Origin of the sequence: Veillonella caviae, from assembly GCF_003992125.1 — a bacterium.
GTDB classification, from domain to species: Bacteria; Bacillota; Negativicutes; order Veillonellales; family Veillonellaceae; genus Veillonella; species Veillonella caviae.
This window is the reverse complement of record NZ_RQUY01000012.1, coordinates 48,551-69,882: the sequence shown is the minus strand read 5'-3', so window position 1 is coordinate 69,882 and position 21,332 is coordinate 48,551. Positions and strand designations below refer to the sequence as shown.

Here is a 21,332-nt window from a genome sequence, read left to right as displayed (position 1 = left end):
TGGAATGAGCTACATATGTCTACAAATTTTCCAACTTATTGGGATTAGTCACACACACTTTTTGTCCTATAACCCTATAATTACGATGCTGTCGATACATCCAGCATCCCCCTCAATTAATATATTAATCTCATCGATCTAATTAGGTAGTTAACTCAGCTTTTCCCAAATCTATATGGCATTAATTCGTCTAAGGATACTACTTTATAGTCCCCTGTTACATTTGCCATAATGATATAGGGAATATCAAATTCACTTATTACTTGTCGGCATGCACCGCAAGGCGTACAAGGAGCCTCTGTATCAGCGATGATAGCAATAGCCTTAAACCGATGATATCCCTCAGATATAGCTTTGAAAATAGCGGTTCTCTCTGCACAATTCGTCATGCCATACGATGCGTTTTCTACATTACAACCTGTATATACCGTATTATTTTCACAAAGTACGGCAGCACCGACAGCAAAATGAGAGTATGGACTATACGAGTATTTGCGCCCCTCCATAGCCTTTTCTATCAGCTGTTTCACTAACAAATCAGAAAGCATATTAACTATCCTCCCTATATTATTTCAATAATAAGGCATGTGATACATAAAAAATCTGCTATTAGCTATCCTATATTTAACATATATTCCATCAATGAGAACTCGTCAACCAATCACTTTTAAGTAATATTAATTAATCACTTCTAAAATTGTATCACCTAAAACAAGCTTTTCTTCGCCTATACGAATCGCCTTCATATATATTGATGCCGCTCCTTCAAATAAGCTTTCATCATTAGCATATAATGTAGCTAATACATCACCAACGACTACGGCATCACCTGTTTTCTTATGCATCATAATGCCTGCAGTCATGTCGATAGGACCATCTTTGACGGTACGACCAGCGCCGAGCATAACGGAAGCGATACCGCATTGTTCGGTATTCATATGTTGTATATATCCAGAAGTCGTAGCCATCACATCATAACTATATTTAGCCGTACCTAGCAATGAAGTATCGTCTACTACATCACCATTACCACCTTGAGCCATAATCAGAGCGCGCAAGCTTTCACAGGCACGACCTGACTCTAACGCAACCTGTACTAACCCGTAACATTGATGATAATCACCCTTATTAGACATGACCAATAGGTATGCCGCCATGACAAGGCATTCGTGTGTCAAATCACGAGGCCCATGATTATGCAATGTATCAATGACCTCGCGAATTTCCATAGCATTACCAATAGAATAACCTAGAGGCACATCCATGTCCGTTATAATAGCACACATGATGCGGCCATTTTCACGGCCAATATCCACCATCGTCTGAGCCAGTATACGAGCCTCTTCAATGGTTTTCATAAAAGCACCACTACCCATTTTTACATCTAACAAAATAGCATCAGCCCCAGAAGCAAGCTTTTTACTCATAATTGATGATGCAATAAGTGGAATGCTATCCACTGTAGCAGTCACGTCTCGAAGGGCATAAATTTTCTTATCTGCTGGCGCAATATTATCAGATTGACCGATAACGGCTACACCAATATCATTGACTTGATTAATAAATTGTTCATCACTCATTGTAGTCATAAGACCTGGAATAGATTCCATCTTATCAATTGTGCCTCCAGTATGACCGAGACCGCGTCCAGACATTTTTGCCATTTTGCCCCCGCAAGCGGCCACTAACGCAGCAATAATGAGTGTCGTTTTATCACCCACACCACCAGTACTATGCTTATCCACCTTAACACCTTTAATATTAGATAGATTTACCATAGCACCTGACTGCGCCATCGCCATCGTAAAGACACCGAGTTCTTCCTTTATCATGCCAGTAAACATAACAGCCATCAAAAAGGCGCTCATTTGGTAATCTGGTATAATACCCTCAACATAGCCTGTTACAATATATTGCAATTCCTCTGGCAACAGAACTTCATTATGTCGTTTTTTTAGAATTACATCATACATTCTCATAGTTATACATCTTCTTCTAAATGATTTTTCACCAATGCTACTGCCGCACTAGCGCCAATACGCGTACAACCTGCCGCAATATATGCTTTCATAGCCTCTATGGAACGAATGCCACCAGCGGCCTTAATTTGTACATGAGGACCAATATATTTCTTAAACAATTCCACATCTTCCAATGTAGCACCACCGCTACCAAAACCAGTAGACGTTTTGATAAAATCAGCACCGCCGTCGGTAACACATTTACAAAGCTCAATTTTTTCTCTATCGATGAGATAACAGGTTTCGACAATCACCTTTAATATATGACCATCACAAGCTGCTTTAATAGCTTTGATTTCTTCTGTAATGGCGTGAAAACCCTTCTGTTTTACATCTCCTAAATTAACTACCATATCGATTTCCAATGCCCCATCAGCGATGGCCTGCTTTGTTTCATTCACCTTTGTTTCTGTCGTTTGGTATCCTAATGGAAATCCAATAACTGTGCATATAGTCAAATCTGGATACGCATTGTGCACCGATTCTACAAAATCTGGTGGTATACAAACCGATGCTGTATGATAAGCTACTGCCTCATCACATAATGTTTTGATTTCCTCCCATGTGGCCACTGGTTTTAACAAGGTATGATCCACATAAGACAATAATTCTTTACCAGTCATGGATAATCCCCTCTTTCATGACAACTGTAAAAATACCCCTTTATAAGTAGAATATATTACTCAAATAAAATGATGATTCACCTAACACCATTAACAAACCAATTCCATTAGAAAAACGACATTTGCTCTGGTTCTGGTTCTTTATGTAACGCTTCTTGAATGGCTTTATTTTTCTCATCAATAAACGGTTCTAATGGAACGCCCGTCTTAGCCAATAATTCTGGTAATGAATGGGCATCTTTCAAACGAGCTGCCTCAATAGCCACTTTTGCACATGTTTCAGCATCATCTAAAGCATAATGATGTCTAAATTCTACGCCTAGGTATGCTGCCATTGTGTTTAGTTTATGATTGACTAAATCTGGCCATACAGCGCGAGATAGTTTAACTGTACATGCGTAATCTAGTGCGGGCCACGGAATTTTATAATAATCTAAGGTAGACCGCAATACATTCATATCAAATTTTGCATTATGGGCAATCATAATTCTACCTTTTAAGTGATTTTCATAAATAGAATTCCATAATTGGTCAAATGTTTTCTCATGCATTACATCTTTTGGTTCAATACCATGAATTTCAATACACTCAGGGTCAAAGGACATAAATGGAGGTTTTATAAGACTATACGCTTTTTTTGTAATTACCCCATTCGCTACAGTAATAACCGCTAAAGAACAAGCGCTATTTTTATATTTATTAGCTGTTTCAAAATCCAATGCTACAAAATCTAACATATTTATCCTTTCTGCGCGCCTACGGCGCTTTCAGTACATTATTTATAACGAATATAGCCCTATACATGGGGCAAAATTTCTATGTGCCAAATACTATGATACCTATACTCTATAATCAATAAAGCCTATTAGGAATTATATTCATTTCCTCTACTATTATATCACGAAATATATAGGTATAGATTCCCGTTCTTATCCATTGACAGGACGCCCCTTAGTGTGTGAAAATTATTTAGATATATAAGTACTATGGAGGTTATAACATGGCAGATGATAGACTCATTGTCGCCCTCGACGTGTCCACGATGGATGCGATGAAATCCATCGTTTCGTCCCTCGGTGATTCCGTTAGTTTCTACAAAGTAGGTATGGAATTGTTCTACGCCGAAGGAGATCAAACGGTTCGTTATTTACAGGACCAAGGAAAACATGTATTTCTCGATTTGAAATTACACGACATTCCTAACACGGTGGCTCACGGCGTGTCATCCCTCACTCGATTAGGGGCTAATTTAATTACTATTCACGGTCAAGGTGGTCCAATAATGATGAAAGCTGCCGCTCAAGCAGCACGTGAAAGTGCAGAACAACTAGGCATTGAACGACCTAAATTATTGGCTATCACTGTCCTCACCAGTTTCGATGATGAAGCGTGGACATCCATTGGTGGTCAATTACCGATTTCTGACCAAGTGATTCGTTTAGCAAAACTCGCCAAAGAGTCTGGGATGGATGGCGTTATATGTTCTGCATTAGAAGCGAAAATGATTCGCGAAGCTTGTGGCCCAAACTTTCTCATCGTTACCCCTGGTATTCGCCCATCCTTTGCAGCAACAAATGACCAAAAACGCATTGCTACACCAGCCAGTGCATTAGCAGATGGTGCATCACGCCTCGTTATCGGTCGCCCTATTACACAGGCTGCAAACCCACAAGAAGCTGTACGTTTAATTATTGAAGAAATGGAGAGTCTATCCAAATGATGACAGAACAAGAAGTAAAACAATTACTCATCGACACACAAGCTATTTTAGAAGGTCACTTCTTATTAACATCCGGTCTACACAGTCCAATGTACGTTGAAAAATTCAATGTATTGCAACATCCCAAATATACAGAAACATTGTGCAAGGAACTGGCTGAACGTTTCCGTAATCAAAATATAGAACTTGTAATTGGACCAATGACTGGCGGTATTTTATTAGCTCACGAAGTAGGCAAAGAACTTGGCACACGTGCTATTTTTACGGAACGCGAAAAAGGTGTTATGACCCTTCGTCGCGGTTTCAAAATCGAGCCAGGAACCCGTGTACTTATCGTTGAGGATATCGTAACTACAGGTGGTTCTGTACAAGAGGTAGTCAACGTTGTAAATAACAGCGGTGGGGAAATCGTCGGTGTAGGCCTTCTCGTTAACCGTTCTGGCGGCAAAGCAGAGTTCGGCGTACCAATGGAAAAAGTGCAAGCCCTCTTAAACCTAGAAGTACCAACATACCAACCAGAATCCTGTCCGCTTTGCCAATCTGGTACACCAATGACAGAACGCGGTTCTAAGCATATTAAATAATTTACTATAAATATTTATACTTACCTAATACGAAAAGAGCAGCCCTCAAGAACTGCTCTTTTCGTATTAGAAATTGTATCAACAAAAAACGCCCCGAGAGGGCGTCTTTTTATTTGTGTGTTATGTGTAAAAGAGATTAGATACATATAGTATCTTGCATAGGATCAACCTATACAATGTGGATACACATGCCTTATATATCCACGACTATTATTGTGCTGGTGCTGCTTGTGGAACTGGCGCTGCTTGTCCATCTTGTGGAGCTACTGGAGCACCTTGAGGTACTTGACCATTACCTTGTAGAGCTGGTGCACCTTGAGGCGGCATTGGGGAACCACCTTGTGGTCCTCCATTCATAGGACCATTCGGTACTTCCATTCTTCGATCTTCTCTATGCGAGCCATCGTATTTGCCATCTTCCATATGCCCATCATGGTGAATATCTTTTCTAACATTGTGAGGCCCATCATGTTTAGGTGGCTTTTTAAATTGCGCTTCATTTGTTTGCATCCATTGCGTTACATTAGGTAAGTCATTAACGATAAAAGATGTCACTGTACCGACTGCAAAAATAACAGTCAAAATTGCTGTAACTATAATACGTTTCATATATATTCCTCCATTATTATTGTTCTTTATTGAAATAACGTTTCCTTACAGCTTGTAATTCAAAACCAATAAAGATACAAGTTAAACCACCAAATAATCCCATCCCAAATATAGTTATTAAAGTAACCATAGAAATAGCTGGTAAGGCGGTTACATTTTCAAAAGGCTGCCAAGAAATGCTGAGCAAATACATAATCGCTGGAATACAGATAAATACAAGAATACCTGCTGCGATAGATAAACCACCACCAATGGCGAGCAATGTACGTGCCGCAGTACGCGCCATACTTGGCAATTGTGGCAATAAACGTTCTTTATAATCTTCTAATCGTTCATATACAACTTGCATATTAATCTTTTTATCCCCTGTTTCAGCATTGGATTCGGTAATTAAACCAGCATCTACATAAGATGCATAAATTTCCTCTGGTGCACCTAAGGACTTAATAATTTCTGCATCATTAAGTCCTCGTTCATAACCAGCTAAAAAATGATCTTCATATACTTCAATGATATCATCTACATCTGCTACACGAGCATTCTTAAAAATCTGACGTAAAACCTGTAAAAATTGCTCTTTATTCATTAATGTCCACTCCTTTTAACAATACGTTTACGATACTAGAAAATTCATTCCATTCGCAGCGCATACGATTATATGCGTCTATGCCAGATTCTGTAATATGGTAATATTTGCGAGATGGACCAGAGGGTGATTCCTTTAAATAGGTTTCCACATATCCTTCTTTTTTCAATCGGTTAAACAATGGATAAATCGTTCCTTCTGAGATTTCGATATACTCGGAAATCTTGCTGACAATTTCATATCCATACCGATCATCTTGAGTTAGTAATGCTAATACAAGCATATCCATAACCCCTTTTTTCAATTGAACTTGCATGGTACCTCCTACAGTGGGTATTCGTAATATATTATGTTGAATCTATATCATCGGTAATTAATTTTCTGTGACTACCGCCTTATCACATTTATATAATAACACAATGTACCTAATAATACAAGGTACCTTTCTAACTAAAAATCATATTTTGATTAAAGAAAAAATAAGCGCCTTACAAAGCGCTTATTTTCAATATAACTAATCAGATGAAGTTTGTCCTAATTGTATTTGACCCTTCACAGTTCCACCATTATGTGTATAAGACACGAGAATAGTGTCACCAGGGCTATGTTTATCGATGACCTCTTTTAACTCTACTAAGGTTGTAATATCTGTACCATCCACTTGATCAATAGTATCCCCCTCTACAATGCCAGCTCGAGCAGCAGGACCAGTAGAATCTAATTGCACCACTAATAAACCATTGCCACTATATGTTACATTATTCCGGGCTGCCGTTTGCTTATCTACAGCCCATACACCGATATATGGACGAATAACCTTACCATTTTTAATGATAGAATCTATAATCGGTTTTGCTGCATTAATAGGAATTGCAAATCCCATACCTTCAATACCTTCTTTTGATATTTTAGAACTGTTAATACCAATTAGCTGCCCATCTGCATTGAGAAGCGCACCGCCAGAATTGCCAGGATTGATAGCTGCGTCAGTTTGAATAAGAGGGAATCGTTGACCTTGACTATCCACCGTTCTAGCCAAAGCACTAATCACACCAGATGTAACAGAGCCCTTGAATTCAAGTCCCAATGGATTTCCGATAGCAATAGCCGGTTCCCCTACTTGTAAAGAATCAGAATCACCAATTTCTATAGGCTTAATATTATTAGGTGGCTCAATTTGAACTACTGCCAAGTCTGATTGTTCATCAGATCCAATAACAGTACCTGTTACGGTAGTCCCATCAGATAAGGACACCGTTACCTCCCCATTACGAGCACCAGCTACTACGTGATGATTTGTAACAATGTGACCTTTATCATCAATGAGTACACCAGATCCTACACCTTCACCGGCATAAATGGTACGATTAAAAATATCTCTTTGAAATACTTGTGTTGTAATTCCTACAACAGCAGGACCAGACTCTTTAGCAGCACGTACTACATAAGTATCACGAGATGCTGTTAGTGGTTGAGTCGGTTTTGCTTGCGACATCACAGTTGTTTGTTGCATTGTGTCTTTAGGTGCCCAAAAGTAATAACTACCACCAGCGCCTACACATACTGCGAGAGCACAAGCAATCATAGTTTTTTTATATTTTTGTATGTTCATAATCTGTCTCCCTTGCTAGTAATATATCTTCAATATGCTAAATATATCTATTCTGTTGCATAGTTTCAGTATCTAAGTATGGAATTCTATACATGCATAGCACTGATGCAGATATAAAATAGATTTTATAAAATCAATCAAAGATGTATCTATTATAGCCTTACTTATATGAGAATGCAAGACAATGACATATATAATATACATAGACTAAGCTTCAAGTTAAACACATAAAAACAGCCCTATCCGCAGATAGAGCTGTTTTCTTTATGGAGATTAACGACGGTTAGCTTCGAAGAAGTTAATTGCTACTTCTGGGAACATAGCATAAGTTAATACATCGTCATCTGTAATGTTATTGTAGCCTTTGGAAGCCAAGTCTTGACGGTAACCTTCCATTTCTGGTTCGATTAAGTCAGCTGGACGGCAAGTGATAGGTTCTTCATCACCGATAATTGTTTGACGAATTTCGTCAGAAATTGGAGCAGGTAATGCACCATATTTACCGCGAACAAGGTCTTTAACTTCGTTAGGAACCATTTTATAACGGTCGCCCATCATAACATTCATCATAGCCATTGTACCAACGATTTGGGAAGTTGGAGTTACCAATGGAGGGAAACCTAGGTCAGCACGTACACGTGGCATTTCATCCATTACATCGAAGAAACGATCGCCCATACCCATTTCGTTCAATTGATTTTGAGTATTGGACAACATACCGCCAGGGATTTGGTAACGACGAACAGCTGGGATTACATCACTAGCTGGTTTCAAGTTAAATTCTTCAGCAATTTCTTGTTTAACTTTACGGAAATGTTCAACCAATGGGATGAATTTATCAAGATCTAAACCTGTATCAAATTCAGTACCTTTGAACATTTCAATCATAGTTTCAGTTGCTGGTTGGCTAGTAGCATGTGCAAATGGGGAAATAGCAGTATCAATAATATCTACGCCTGCTTTAGCAGCTTCCCAATATGTTGCAGATGCAAGACCGCAAGTGAAATGGCTGTGTAAATCGATGTCTAAGCCATCACCGAAACGTTTTTTGAAAGTACTAATCATATCATATGCATCAGCAGGAGCCATCAAACCGGACATATCTTTGATACATAAGGAATCAGTACCCATTTCTACCAATGTTTCCGCTACTTTCAAGAAATTTTCAGTAGTATGAACTGGAGAAATTGTGTAAACCATAGAAGATTGTACGTGAGCACCTGCTTTTTTGGAGAACTCAATAGCTTTTTCCATATTGCGAGGGTCATTCAAAGCATCGAATATACGAATGCGATCGATACCGTTGCGAACTGCTGCTTTACAGAATGCTTCTACTACATCATCAGAGTAGTGTTTGTAGCCCAACAAGTTTTGACCACGAAGTAACATTTGTAAAGGAGTATTCTTCAAGTTTGCTTTTAATGTGCGAAGACGTTCCCATGGATCTTCGTTCAAGAAACGAAGACAGCTATCATAAGTAGCGCCGCCCCAACATTCCAAAGCTTCGTAGCCGATTTCGTCCAATTGACCAAGCACTGGTAGCATTTGACCGATACGCATACGAGTTGCCAATAAAGATTGATGACCGTCACGAAGAACGGTTTCCATAAGTCTTACTTTTTTAGCCATTGTTAATCCTCCAAATCGAAATAGTTCTATGATGTAATTTTATACACCATCCGAATCACTATCTCATACCTATTTGTCAACGTATTTTATAGTTCCTACTTATGTAGGTGAAACACACTATAAATCGTTGGAACATACTTATATTAGACTACTTCTAAAATTCTTTGTCAACAAATATATTATGCTTATTACTCATCAAAACATCTGATTTTACCTATGAAGAGACTTTTATGAATATCCATAACCTCCCCAAAAGCCAGATTCTACCTTGCATGTTTAATCAATACCGAATTAGTATCTTAATGAATTAAGGTTGACAAACCAATCGTTATAGCGAAATAATTTTTATTTATAAATGCAAGTATATCAAGTTTTTTTAATGTAGTTTACCGATTTATCTTGATTTATATAATAGCTTATCAATTTTTATGATGACAAAAACAATGTATTTTAAAGATTATAAATATTCATATCAAAAGCGTTTTTCTATTTTAAGTAATAAAAAATGTTTTATCGAATAGCTATTAAATTGATTTAACCTTCTTTGGTGCCGTTTCAAGAACGATATTCTTACCCTCTCGTTTTACTTGAATAGAAAATGCCCCTTCTCCTTCTTTAAAATACTCCATTTTAATATCTAAAAGCATTTTACCAATTAAGGTCTCTACTTTTTCTGTTAGGAACTCGCGATAAAATGCTTCTTGTGTATGTTTAGAGCTTTGATGAATCACAGGTTTAGTCGCTGCTTTTTCAACTGCAAGCATAGTATCCTCAAAATTCTCCTCCTCATTCCATTGTTTCATCATATCTGCATCAGACAAGCCTTTTTGAATTTTAAATTTTGCCATATATATATCTCCTTTATGAGTTATGTCTAGTATCTATTATATCACCAATAGCTTCTTTCACCTGAATAGGATCAATGCCTATCATACAATAAGGTTCACCTTTAGGGCATTTTCTCTTTCTACAGCCTAAGCAAGATAAGCTTTTATTTTGTATAATGCGATAATCCCCAGTAATAGGTCCCCATTCAGCAGGATCGGTAGGGCCAAACAAAGCTACTACAGGTTTACCTAGTGCTATGGCCATGTATAGACCACCTGTATCGCAAGCTACTACTACATCGCATTGCTCTAATAAAGCAGCCATTTCACGTAATGTAGTCATCCCTAATCGATTATAAAGAGGAATTCCATCTTTCTCTGCAGCGTCTATTAGGGATTCATATTGTTTGACCTCTTTAGGCCCACCGAAACATATAAAATCAACACTATGCTCCATGCCTTTCACGAGTTCTTGCCATTTATAAGGGGCCCACTCTTTAGTTTTCCACGATGTTCCTAATACTAATCCAACACGCGGTTTGTGGGAACTTTTGAAATATATATGTATCTGATCTTTAGCTACCTGTCGTTCAGAAGCAGTTATAAACAAATCCATCTTTAACAAATGTGGGGCATCATATGTTGAATCATCAACTGATAAACACTCAACTTCCTTCTCTAATAGCTCTGCAACCTCTATATAGCGTTCAATCACATGCCCCTCTTTTGACTTAGTTTTTCGATTAGTAAACAACCAATTTAACTCTTTAGTGCCACCTAATCCTAAACGCAAAGGCGCCTTAGAGGCAAGTAGTACGAGGCCAGTAATTAAACGCCCTTGCACATCTACAACTACATCAAAATGATACGGCTGTAATTGTTTACGCAATTGCCACCACATAGACCACATTTTTCGTAAATGTAATTTTTTGGAATGTGCTTCATATTCATCACGAGCCCAAGGAATAATAACATCTACATACGGATTATGCTCTAATAATTCCGCCATACTAGGTGTTACTATCCAATGCAATATTGCATGAGGGTAATGTTGTTTAATCCAACGAGCAGCGGCCGTAGCATGTAAAATATCGCCAATATAACTTAATCGTACAAATAATATATTCAACTACACCGCCTCCATTCCTATAGGAATTAAGTATTGATAGAAAATACAGCCTTTAAACTACTAGAGTATAAAGGCTGTGCATGTATTTTTTTAACATGTAAATGATTAATACTGAATAATCTAAACTCAACTCAATATACCAACATATCAATCATAGATGATCAATTCTGTTTTTTTGCACTCCTAGAATTACTATTAGAAGAGCTAGTATTCGACGACGAGTCCGAATCATCAGTAACTTTTGTAGTCTCTTCACTACCATTAGCAATAATATCTTTTACGTCACTCATGGTAACCTCAGATAAAGTTGTAGGATGAGTATATTTAAACACCGGTTTAAAACCTACCCCTAGTTTGCCAGTATATACGGTTAATGCATTATTATCGTCATCAACACGAGCAATATAAATAACTTTATTCATATCTACACCGAGCAATCTAAATCGCCCTGGTGGGTTGATAACGCGCCAACCACCTTCAATGCCATTAAACACAAAAATATCACCAGTACGAGCATTATCATAGAAGAAATTATCTTCATCATAAAATACAGCGATACGTCCAATGTCAGTGGCTTGCATATAAACGCGACGAGTGTCATAGTTAGCATCAGTACGATAAATGCGATAGTCTCCATCTCGAACTTTTACCTTCATATATACTACATTGGTGGCCTCCGAATAAGCAGTATCAACGATACGGCTGCCACGAGGTACATCTTCCAACTCTGTATCTACTTCATGATCTGGATCATCAGCATTTAACCGAGCCATGATAACCTTGTTTTCCGTATACAGCCCCATGATAGCATAGTTTCTGTCTGGCATCCAATCGAAATAACTAATAGAGCGCCCTTTTAAATTGACTGTTTTCGGTGTGCTTTCACCAGCCTTATAAATCCGCAAGGATTCATCGGTAATAACAGCCATAAATTGATGATCATAGGACACATACTTGCGCCCTTCTTTGACATCAGGGAAATTTTTTGTGTCATCCTTGGATGCACCGGCCACGTTAAATTCCGTAGTAGGTGCAAACACATATTGATCTAAGTACAAATAAACGCCTCCTTGTAGGAGAATACCTACAACAAAAGCGCTCAATACGCGGGTAAATGGTTTCATAACCCCTCCTATTTCACGATAAATGCAGTAGGAATCATACGTTCCCCTAATAAATCGGCCGGTTTATTTACAACCTTACCATTGAGATACAATGTAGAACTGGATCCACCATCGAGATTGGCCGCAATATATGCGCCCTTTTCATAAAGTACATCTTGTACATCACGCAATGTAGCGCCCAAGGAATATCCCGGTTGACGACCATCGATAACAAGGAACAGCACAGTACCATCCCTACGTTGACCGATAGCCGTACGAGGGCCTACGCCCCAACCACCATCACCTTCGGTAATCATTTTTTTACCATCTACGATGAGCGGTGGGCCAAAGGTAATACCTTCCATAGCATTCATATCACCAAGTTCTGTTTTATCATAATTGCCTGCAATAAGATTACCAGACTTGGAGAAGCCTACAAAATCTACGTCTTCATCAGGGCCTACGTCCTTACCAATAATGTATTCCCCATCATGCAAAATAAAACCATATGGCAAACGACCTGTACCAGTACCATTTGGATCGTGGAAACCACCACCATTGATGGCTGCTACAGCACCATTCATTTTAGCAATATTGCTTGTGGTATCCCCTTTTTCTTGAATGTTGGCAGCCGTAGCCACTTGAATGCGACGTGGATCTGGAATTTCAAGGATATACCCTATATAACGAGGAGACTCGATTCTCTCAAGATTTAACGATTGGTCTTCACGAGCATTAAATTTAAACAAATCTTGACTTTTTACAGCCCCAACAGTACCTAAAATATTTTGTAATTCATCAGGGCTAAATAACCATGTAATATATTGAGGATGACGAGATTGTAATATAGCACCAATAACGGCACGTTTTACATTATTGAAAGGTCCAAACAGCACCACAAGTGGCGATGTAACAACGGTGAATAGAAACACCATAATAATGAACTTCACCCAATTTTTCTTAAACAATGTACCTCTCCTTATAAATCACTGAAATATTCAGTGCTAATACGTTCTTCAAAATGCTTAATATCAACGGCATTCCCAACCCATACGCGCAAAATATTATATGGATTATCACCTTCGTGAGCCCATCCAGATTTCATAGCCATCGCCATTTTAATGCCTGACTCTTTTGCAGCTACATCGGTAAATTCGTTCTTATCACCATAGGGATAGCAAAACCATGGATTATCTTTGATGCCCAATTCGCGTTCCAATGCCTCTTGGCCTTTTTTAATATTTTCTACTTGTTCCTTTTGTGAAAGTTGCCCCATTTCGATATGTTGAAAACCATGATTAGCAATGGTCATGCCACCTTGCTTCATTTCCTTCACTTGCTCCCAAGTAAGTCGTGTTCCCATATCACCAGGGTTGATAAAAACAGTAGCAGCAAAATTATATTCTTTCATAATTGGATATACGATAGAATAAGTATCCGCATACCCATCATCAAAGGTGAGAACCACGGGCTTTTCAGGAACGCTTGCACCGTTTTTAACATAATCATACAATTGATTCATGGTAAGCGGATGATAGCCATTGTCTTTTAAAAACTTCATTTGTGCTCTAAACAAATCTTCACGAACGACTGCATCATTATCTTTATCTTCACCAATTTTATGATACATCAGAACAGGAATCCCTTTAGGATGTACCATCGTCACTGGCGATGACGCATTTTGTTTACTTTCAGTTTCGCTACTCCCTTGTAGACCACAACCTGCCAACAATGCGATAAGCACAATTACAATGAGTCCCATCAATGAAAATTGCTTCATAGGTCCTCCTTATAGTAGACATAATTTTATAAAATACATTATATCATTTATGCCTAAATTAGTAAAAACTTAGTATAATTGTTCTAACAATTCCATTATAATAGATATAATTGATATACGTCACTATTAATGACTAGGAGAACCCCTATGAATAAACGACTTACCCTCATCCAACTAGATGTACATGTAAAAGATGTAGAATACAATTATAATCGCGTTACTGAATTATTACATAAATCGTTATCGCACAATCCAGATATTATCGTATTGCCAGAAACGTGGAATACTGGATTTTATCCATCTACAGAACTCATCAATTATGCTGATGCCAATGGGGAAAGAACCCTCTCATTGCTCAGCACCTTTGCACGTGAACACGAAGTCAATATAGTGGGCGGTTCAGTAGCCGTTGCAATAGATAACAAAGTATACAATACATCATATACCTTCAATCGGAGCGGTACATTAGTAGGTGAATATTCTAAAATACACGGTTTCAGCCCTGCCAAAGAAGAAATCTATTTTGCAGGTGGTACAAAAACAACTCATTTTGAATTAGATGGTATACCATGTAGCACAGTCATCTGTTATGACATTCGCTTTCCAGAACTCGTTCGCATGGCTGCACTACCTCATACAGAGCTACTGTTTGTGCCTGCCCAATGGCCTACGATGCGTCTACGCCATTGGCAAGTCCTCAACGAAGTACGAGCTATCGAAAACCAATTATTCCTATGCGCTGTTAATGGTTGTGGCGCTATAGGACGAGTCCAAAGCACAGGCCACTCCGCCGTATATGATCCATGGGGAACCAATTTATTAGAAATGGATACTAATGAAGACATCGCCACCGTCGATATCGATTTTGATGTAGTAGCAGATATACGCAACAAAATTAATATATTTAAAGATAGACGACCAGAACTATATCATTTATAACATAGATTATTTGTTACTTTTGACAAACTATAATAATAGAAAAAGACACCAAACCTTTGTATACTAGCTCTTAATATTAGACTTAGAGCAATCTAATATTAAGAACTAGTATATTTTACACAGTAAGGTTAAGTGTCTTTTTTGTTTTACCAGAAGCAACAAATAGACGGTAAAAATTAAAACTGTATGAGATTCCACATATCTTCCGGCACTTGTTCCAATGGTTTGTTATCAACTATGGCTTGACGCAAAATATCGATGGTATCTTGCACCTCTTGTTTATCCTTTGTATTGGGGTCATGCAAAATAATACGATTCAACGAATCTTCTCCAAAATGCTTTAAGTATTCTTTTTCTACTTGATAAAGTTCACGGCGTAAGTATTTCATATATGTTCCTTTTATAATCAGTATTTTTTAATACAGAAAATTTAAATCATGTTATAAGTATATATTTTCTCATGACCTACTTCAACAACCAAAATTTTTCAAGGTTTTGGCGTAGGACCATCCTTTATTACTATCGCTAAATGGTATCCAAAACAAGAACGTGGCCGTTATGGCGCTATTTGGAATATTACCAGACAAAGCTCACCTAATACAGGCTTATAAGGTTCTCCCTTCCTGTTTTCCCTCTATAAAGTAAAATTTATTATAAAGTCAAAAAAAACACCGCAACAAGCAGTGGTTTAACTATCATAAATGAATAAAATACATTATATATTTTATAATTCATTACAGTATATAAAAATATTGGTGCGGTTGGAGGGACTTGAACCCTCACGAGCGTACGCTCACCACCCCCTCAAGATGGCGTGTCTGCCATTCCACCACAACCGCATGGAATACAAATGGTGCCTCAGGACAGAATCGAACTGTCGACACACGGATTTTCAGTCCGTTGCTCTACCGACTGAGCTACCGAGGCATTTTTTGTAAAAAAAAATGGCGACCCCGATCAGATTTGAACTGACGATCTTCGCCGTGACAGGGCGACATGTTAACCGCTACACCACGGGGCCGCATATCAACTCTCGTTGACTACTTGTATATAATAACACGAATATTTTTCTTACGCAAGTACTTTTTAACGTTTTTTGATGATTTTTTTTCTAAATATTCGAATCTTATTTTATATACGTTAAAAAACATCTATTATATTAATATATCGCTATAAACCTCTTATATTCATTGCCATACATATACATTGTACAAGAAATATATGCTACAATATAAATAGTTTTACAAAATAATGGAGATACACTGATGAACCAAAAAAACTCAACTGCTATATGGACAGTGCTCATCATAGTTATCATTGCAGCATTAGGTGCAGCATGGTATTTTTTGTGGTACCTTCCTCATACACCAATATATACACTGCAAATCATTCGCCAAGGTGTAGAAAATAGAGATGCAGATACTGTATTACAACATATCGACACTACATCATTAGTAAAAAATATCGTTACCCGCGAAGGCAGCACCTATGTGGATACCTCTTCGCCTTTAGGAAAAGCAGCTGTGGCAGCAACCAAAACCTTTGGACCTGCCCTTTTAGACGATGTAATTCGGAAATACGTAGAAAATCCAGAAAGCTTTAAATCACCCCCTACGAATTCAACTACAAATACCATCAACTACGACGAAAATACTCACAATACCTATTCTATGATTGATCGCATTCAACGAGGTGAATTATTTAAACAACACAATCTAGAAGTTAAAAATATTACTTCTAGTGAAAGTGACGATACCGCCACAGTAACAATAACTATACAAAACAACACATTACATATAACAGAAGACATCCGTATCCTCATGCGCCACCTTGGCGATGGTATATGGGTCATCTACGATATTCCAGATATTGAAACATTATACAAAATCACACGAAAATAAACTTTTTGGGTTATCTACAATATTCTGGACATCAAAACATTATAACAAATCACAGGAAAACAGAAGAACTCGTATATAGTTTGCTAATTCCCTAGTATTAGATTCTTAAGGTCTAATACTGGGAATCAGCACAATTCTATATACGAGTCTTTTTTATCTATTCTTCGGTACCACTGCACAGGTAACAGTTACTTGTGAAATCAAACGGTCCTCTTTATCACGCATATCAAATTTCCATACATGAGAGGTTTTACCTTTTAACAGCAACTCACCATGACCGATTAAAACACCTTCAGATTTCATAGGTCTTAGATGATTAGCAGTTACTGATTGACCTACAGCAAAGGCATCATCAGGTAATATCATATTGCTCAGCATGCCTGCCAATATTTCACCAAATGCCAATGTGGCACCGCCGTTCAAATAGCCTTGTGGCTGTGCATGATATTGGGATAAATGCATTACACCACGGCCCGATAATTCGCTGTTTAATACAATAGAATCAATTTGCAAATCTTCTATCATAGTCATCGTAGCACCTCCTTTTGGTTCATGAGTAGTAGCGACTCCACACTATTATATAATCTAAAAACCATATACTATCAAACAAGACGGCATCTGTGTACCTATATATCAAAATAAATAGTTACGTACCAGTTTTATAATACTCTCTTTTGTATTGCATAGTCCTCGATTCGATTATCTAGAACCGAAATACCTAGTCCAGCCCCTTTAGGTACAAGCATGCTCCCATCAACAAATTGAATATCTGGATCTGTTAAATCACATTCAAAATAACGAGATGAATCAGATAAATCACCAGGCATATAGGAATCACCTAATGCAGCTAACTGAACATGCATCATTTTAGAAATGCTTGATTCTACCATACTACCAATCCAATACGGTATTTGATGCTCACGACACAACATAATAGCCGCACGGGTTTGTACTAAGCCACCGAGGCGCCCCACCTTGACATTGAGTACATCGAGGAGATTATGCTCAATTGCATAGGATAGATCATCATAACCTAAAACAGATTCATCTAAACATATAGGCGTCGTAATAGTCCAATCAGAATCTAACCGCCATTTTTTGTAGGATACTAAATTCGTAATTTGAAATGGTTCCTCTATGCAAAGCAATCCCAAATCATTATAAGCAGCAACCTCCAAAATTTGGTCATATGTATAACTTTGGTTGGCATCTACTGCTAAATCTAAATTTGGATAGGCCTGTCGAACCAACTGGGTTCGCTCATAACCATCGCGAGGTGACACCTTTAATTTAATGCGATTACAACCATTAGCTACATGTGTATCTATTAATGGCAAAAGCTCGTCTATAGGCACATCACCGATGACAACACCACTTCGAATCGTATCAATTAACGGTTGCCCCATCATAAATGATACAGAATTAACACCAATGCGACTACAGTGTAAATGAATCAGCGCATTTTCTAGACCTGCTATAGTCATAGGCATCGCATCTCTTTTGAGCCAAAACTGTAATTGCTTCACATAAGTCATAAGTGGCTTTGGTCGCATCAAACGGAGATGGAATATATAGTCATCTACTAACTTTATCCAACATGTATCTACTGTTTCCGCCGTATAAAATGGATCTCTGAAAGCTACGCACTCACCATAGCCCACATACCCCTGTTGATCTTCAATACGAATAATGATACTTTCACGAATGCGTACAGAACCTTGGGAAGTCTTAAACTCAAATTTCAAAGGTAATGCCACTCGATATGCCGTGATAGATTTGAAATTCAGTATATCATTCATGATCGACTCCTTGTTCTGCTAATTCTTGCAATTCTCGGCGTACGATTTTCCCTGTTCCATTTCGTGGTAACCTATCTAGTATATGAATCGTTTTAGGCACCTTGTATTTTGCTAAACGATCTAGCATATACTGATATAATTCAGATAGTATAGTATGTGCACTTTCACTAACATATTTATTCTGCAAAGCCACAAACAACACAGGTACTTGTCCCCATTTCAAATCAGTCACAGGCAATACAGCACATTCTTTCACAAGTTCATGGGCATAGAGCAAATCTTCAATTTCCTTAGGGTAAATATTTTCGCCTCCAGAAATGATGAGATCTGTACGGCGATTCAATATATAGAGATAGCCTTCATCATCAATATAACCTATATCATCGGTATTAAAATCTCCGTGAATTGGTTCTTTCCCAATATAACCAGTCATGAGCATGGGCCCATTGAGATGAATTTCACCAATACCATCTATATCGGGATTCACAATATGCACTTTCATCCCCGGCAGAGGTGTACCAACGGAATCGATTTTATCTAAATTATCCAGCACCGACATAGTTACACTTTGGCTAAAAGTCTCCGTCATGCCATAGGTTTTATAAATAGGCAACTCCTTTGCCACGCACGCATCGACCAAAGGACGTGGAATAAACTCGCCACCTAATAAAATGACACGCAATTGATGGTGCACAATACGCGGTTCCAGCCGTTGCAAGATAGTAGGTACTAAAGACATCATATTGATGCGCTTCTCCTCGATGAGTTTGAGTACTACCTCCTCATCATAAGATGCCATAATATTCATAGCCGTTCCATTATACAAGGACCGCATCAAAATAGATAATCCACTCACATGGAATAGTGGCAATACCATAAGCCAATTATCATCATCTGTTTTGCCTAACACCTCTTGCGATGCGGTTACATGAGCTTTGATTTGCCCCCACCGAAGCGGTACTGATTTAAATTGTCCTGTAGTAGCACTAGTATTCATAATGGCTGCTATATCAGTATCGGCGAAATTCCACTCAAATATGTCGGCTACCGCCTCAATTTCTTGGCAATCACCACCAATAGCAGTCACCTCTGTCCACTCTACTACATCCATAAAAGGAATTATATGTACAGACATTGGCAACTGATGTTGTCGTTTTTCACTACACAAAACAATATTAACACCTAATTGTTGTAGTTGATTTTCTAGCTCATTCTGTTTTAAATGCACATTGAGCAACAGTATCTCCTTATGCAATAACATGGCCGCCAGCATATGAATAGCCATAGCAGCCGAATTGTCAGATAATACCGCAATTCTTTGTGTATTTTCTAACTGCGGTTGCAACCATTGAGCAGTATATATAGCCCAGTGATATACTTGTTCATAACTATATTCATTAATACACAACCGATGCGGATACTGTTGTGCATTATATCGTAACCAGTCCATAATTCACCTCCCTTTCTATCCTATCTAAGTATAAGAAAGGCGCCCCAAGAGGCGCTCAATCTTATGTATTCCATATATGTAATTATATATCGACTGCCCCTTTGAAAAATCAAAATTCAATCTTACTATTACAATATATAGCTTATTTCAATTATATACAATTATAGCGTATTTCGATTAAGGGAATTTAGGGAATTGACCAAAATCTGGTTTGCGTTTTTCTTTGAAAGCATCGCGCCCTTCTTTGGCTTCGTCTGTAGTGTAGTACATCAAGGTAGCATCACCAGCAAACTGCTGTAAACCAGCTAAACCATCTGTATCAGCATTGAAGGAAGCTTTTAACATACGCAAAGCCATTGGGGATAACGCAAGGATTTCGTTGCACCATTGCACTGTTTCTTCTTCCAATTTATCGAATGGTACTACGCAGTTGACCATGCCCATTTCATAGGCTTGTGCTGCTGTGTATTGACGGCAAAGGAACCATACTTCGCGAGCTCGTTTGTGACCAATCATACGAGCTAAATAGCCAGCGCCATAACCAGCGTCAAAAGAACCTACACGAGGACCAGTTTGACCGAATTTAGCGTTTTCAGATGCAATAGTAAGATCACATACGATATGTAATACATGACCGCCACCGATAGCAAAACCGTTAACCATAGCAATAACAGGTTTTGGTGTTACACGAATGAGGCGTTGCAAATCGAGTACATTAAGACGAGGAATATTGTCATCCCCTACATAGCCGCCATTGCCGCGCACTCGTTGGTCACCACCAGAACAGAATGCTTCTTTATCTTCCCCTTGACCATGATTAGCACCGGTCAACACGATAACGCCTACCTCTGCATCATCACGAGCGATGGTGAAAGCATCAATCAATTCCATTACCGTTTTAGGGCGGAATGCATTGCGCACTTCTGGACGATTAATGGTAATTTTCGCAATACCATTATAGGTTTCATAAATAACATCTTCATAATTGCGATCTAGTACTTTCCAATCAAATTGACTCAT

23 protein-coding genes and 3 tRNA genes are annotated in these 21,332 nt (G+C 38.2%); 4 read left to right on the top strand and 22 right to left on the bottom strand.

The window, feature by feature from the left end:
* Positions 1-155: 155 nt before the first annotated feature.
* The 4 genes from EO120_RS05790 to EO120_RS05775 all read right to left on the bottom strand — a co-directional run bounded on the left by EO120_RS05790 (position 156) and on the right by EO120_RS05775 (position 3,381).
* Positions 156-548, bottom strand: coding sequence for a cytidine deaminase (locus EO120_RS05790; RefSeq protein WP_127134532.1), 393 nt, complete (start codon positions 546-548; stop codon positions 156-158).
* Positions 549-677: 129 nt separating this feature from the next.
* Complete coding sequence (locus EO120_RS05785; protein ID WP_127134531.1) at positions 678-1,979, bottom strand: thymidine phosphorylase; 1,302 nt, start codon at positions 1,977-1,979, stop codon at positions 678-680.
* Positions 1,980-1,981: 2 nt separating this feature from the next.
* Complete coding sequence (gene deoC, locus EO120_RS05780; RefSeq protein WP_127134530.1) at positions 1,982-2,644, bottom strand: deoxyribose-phosphate aldolase; 663 nt, start codon at positions 2,642-2,644, stop codon at positions 1,982-1,984.
* 107 nt (positions 2,645-2,751) lie between these two features.
* Positions 2,752-3,381, bottom strand: a complete 630-nt coding sequence (locus EO120_RS05775) for a 3'-5' exonuclease (protein WP_127134529.1) — start codon at positions 3,379-3,381, stop codon at positions 2,752-2,754.
* Between the two features lie 263 nt (positions 3,382-3,644).
* Between EO120_RS05775 and pyrF the strand changes: the two genes are divergently transcribed.
* Complete coding sequence (pyrF, locus tag EO120_RS05770; RefSeq protein WP_127134528.1) at positions 3,645-4,364, top strand: orotidine-5'-phosphate decarboxylase; 720 nt, start codon at positions 3,645-3,647, stop codon at positions 4,362-4,364.
* Positions 4,361-4,948: an orotate phosphoribosyltransferase gene (pyrE, locus tag EO120_RS05765; RefSeq protein ID WP_127134527.1), complete on the top strand. Its 588-nt coding sequence runs from the start codon at positions 4,361-4,363 to the stop codon at positions 4,946-4,948. The genes pyrF and pyrE overlap by 4 nt, the downstream gene beginning before the upstream one ends.
* A gap of 210 nt (positions 4,949-5,158) precedes the next feature.
* On the opposite strand, the gene EO120_RS05760 is transcribed toward pyrE, so the two are convergent.
* The 10 genes from EO120_RS05760 to EO120_RS05715 form a co-directional block, all read right to left on the bottom strand.
* A complete protein-coding gene (locus EO120_RS05760; protein ID WP_241234900.1) occupies positions 5,159-5,557 on the bottom strand; it encodes a transcriptional regulator in 399 nt (132 codons plus the stop codon).
* A gap of 16 nt (positions 5,558-5,573) precedes the next feature.
* Positions 5,574-6,143, bottom strand: a complete 570-nt coding sequence (locus EO120_RS05755; RefSeq protein WP_127134526.1) for a DUF1700 domain-containing protein — start codon at positions 6,141-6,143, stop codon at positions 5,574-5,576.
* On the bottom strand, positions 6,136-6,459 hold the full coding sequence (locus tag EO120_RS05750) for a PadR family transcriptional regulator (protein ID WP_127134525.1): 324 nt from the start codon (positions 6,457-6,459) through the stop codon (positions 6,136-6,138). The genes EO120_RS05755 and EO120_RS05750 overlap by 8 nt, the downstream gene beginning before the upstream one ends.
* Positions 6,460-6,657: 198 nt before the next feature.
* Positions 6,658-7,755 carry a S1C family serine protease gene (locus tag EO120_RS05745; protein ID WP_127134524.1) on the bottom strand — a complete coding sequence of 366 codons (1,098 nt, stop codon included), beginning with the start codon at positions 7,753-7,755 and terminating at the stop codon, positions 6,658-6,660.
* A gap of 273 nt (positions 7,756-8,028) precedes the next feature.
* Complete coding sequence (locus EO120_RS05740; RefSeq protein ID WP_127134523.1) at positions 8,029-9,384, bottom strand: pyruvate carboxylase subunit B; 1,356 nt, start codon at positions 9,382-9,384, stop codon at positions 8,029-8,031.
* A 524-nt stretch (positions 9,385-9,908) separates the two neighbouring features.
* Positions 9,909-10,232 (bottom strand): hypothetical protein, encoded by a 324-nt coding sequence (locus EO120_RS05735; protein ID WP_127134522.1) that lies wholly within the window; start codon positions 10,230-10,232, stop codon positions 9,909-9,911.
* Between the two features lie 13 nt (positions 10,233-10,245).
* Positions 10,246-11,340 carry a glycosyltransferase family 9 protein gene (locus EO120_RS05730; protein ID WP_127134521.1) on the bottom strand — a complete coding sequence of 365 codons (1,095 nt, stop codon included), beginning with the start codon at positions 11,338-11,340 and terminating at the stop codon, positions 10,246-10,248.
* 161 nt (positions 11,341-11,501) lie between these two features.
* Positions 11,502-12,464 (bottom strand): hypothetical protein, encoded by a 963-nt coding sequence (locus EO120_RS05725; protein WP_127134520.1) that lies wholly within the window; start codon positions 12,462-12,464, stop codon positions 11,502-11,504.
* Positions 12,465-12,472: 8 nt separating this feature from the next.
* Positions 12,473-13,411 (bottom strand): phosphodiester glycosidase family protein, encoded by a 939-nt coding sequence (locus EO120_RS05720; RefSeq protein ID WP_127134519.1) that lies wholly within the window; start codon positions 13,409-13,411, stop codon positions 12,473-12,475.
* A gap of 11 nt (positions 13,412-13,422) precedes the next feature.
* Positions 13,423-14,223 carry a polysaccharide deacetylase family protein gene (locus EO120_RS05715; RefSeq protein ID WP_127134518.1) on the bottom strand — a complete coding sequence of 267 codons (801 nt, stop codon included), beginning with the start codon at positions 14,221-14,223 and terminating at the stop codon, positions 13,423-13,425.
* Between the two features lie 147 nt (positions 14,224-14,370).
* On the opposite strand from EO120_RS05715, the gene EO120_RS05710 reads away from it, so the two are divergent.
* Positions 14,371-15,162: a carbon-nitrogen family hydrolase gene (locus tag EO120_RS05710; RefSeq protein WP_127134517.1), complete on the top strand. Its 792-nt coding sequence runs from the start codon at positions 14,371-14,373 to the stop codon at positions 15,160-15,162.
* 176 nt (positions 15,163-15,338) lie between these two features.
* On the opposite strand, the gene EO120_RS05705 is transcribed toward EO120_RS05710, so the two are convergent.
* The 4 genes from EO120_RS05705 to EO120_RS05690 all read right to left on the bottom strand — a co-directional run bounded on the left by EO120_RS05705 (position 15,339) and on the right by EO120_RS05690 (position 16,183).
* Complete coding sequence (locus EO120_RS05705; protein ID WP_127134516.1) at positions 15,339-15,551, bottom strand: hypothetical protein; 213 nt, start codon at positions 15,549-15,551, stop codon at positions 15,339-15,341.
* Between the two features lie 364 nt (positions 15,552-15,915).
* Positions 15,916-16,001: transfer RNA gene (locus tag EO120_RS05700), tRNA-Leu, on the bottom strand.
* Between the two features lie 12 nt (positions 16,002-16,013).
* Positions 16,014-16,089 (bottom strand) — tRNA-Phe (locus EO120_RS05695).
* Positions 16,090-16,107: 18 nt separating this feature from the next.
* Positions 16,108-16,183: transfer RNA gene (locus EO120_RS05690), tRNA-Asp, on the bottom strand.
* A gap of 244 nt (positions 16,184-16,427) precedes the next feature.
* On the opposite strand from EO120_RS05690, the gene EO120_RS05685 reads away from it, so the two are divergent.
* The gene (locus tag EO120_RS05685) at positions 16,428-17,063 is read left to right on the top strand and encodes a hypothetical protein (protein WP_127134515.1); all 636 of its coding nucleotides are present in this window, start codon (positions 16,428-16,430) and stop codon (positions 17,061-17,063) included.
* Between the two features lie 153 nt (positions 17,064-17,216).
* Here EO120_RS05685 and EO120_RS05680 read toward each other — a convergent pair whose 3' ends face one another.
* From EO120_RS05680 to menB, 4 genes are all read right to left on the bottom strand, one after another.
* On the bottom strand, positions 17,217-17,594 hold the full coding sequence (locus EO120_RS05680) for a PaaI family thioesterase (RefSeq protein WP_127134514.1): 378 nt from the start codon (positions 17,592-17,594) through the stop codon (positions 17,217-17,219).
* A gap of 128 nt (positions 17,595-17,722) precedes the next feature.
* The gene (gene menC / locus EO120_RS05675) at positions 17,723-18,862 is read right to left on the bottom strand and encodes an o-succinylbenzoate synthase (protein ID WP_127134513.1); all 1,140 of its coding nucleotides are present in this window, start codon (positions 18,860-18,862) and stop codon (positions 17,723-17,725) included.
* Positions 18,855-20,312, bottom strand: a complete 1,458-nt coding sequence (menE, locus tag EO120_RS05670; RefSeq protein WP_206512470.1) for an o-succinylbenzoate--CoA ligase — start codon at positions 20,310-20,312, stop codon at positions 18,855-18,857. Before menE ends, menC begins: the two co-directional genes overlap by 8 nt.
* Positions 20,313-20,489: 177 nt before the next feature.
* Positions 20,490-21,332: a 1,4-dihydroxy-2-naphthoyl-CoA synthase gene (gene menB, locus EO120_RS05665; protein WP_127134511.1), complete on the bottom strand. Its 843-nt coding sequence runs from the start codon at positions 21,330-21,332 to the stop codon at positions 20,490-20,492.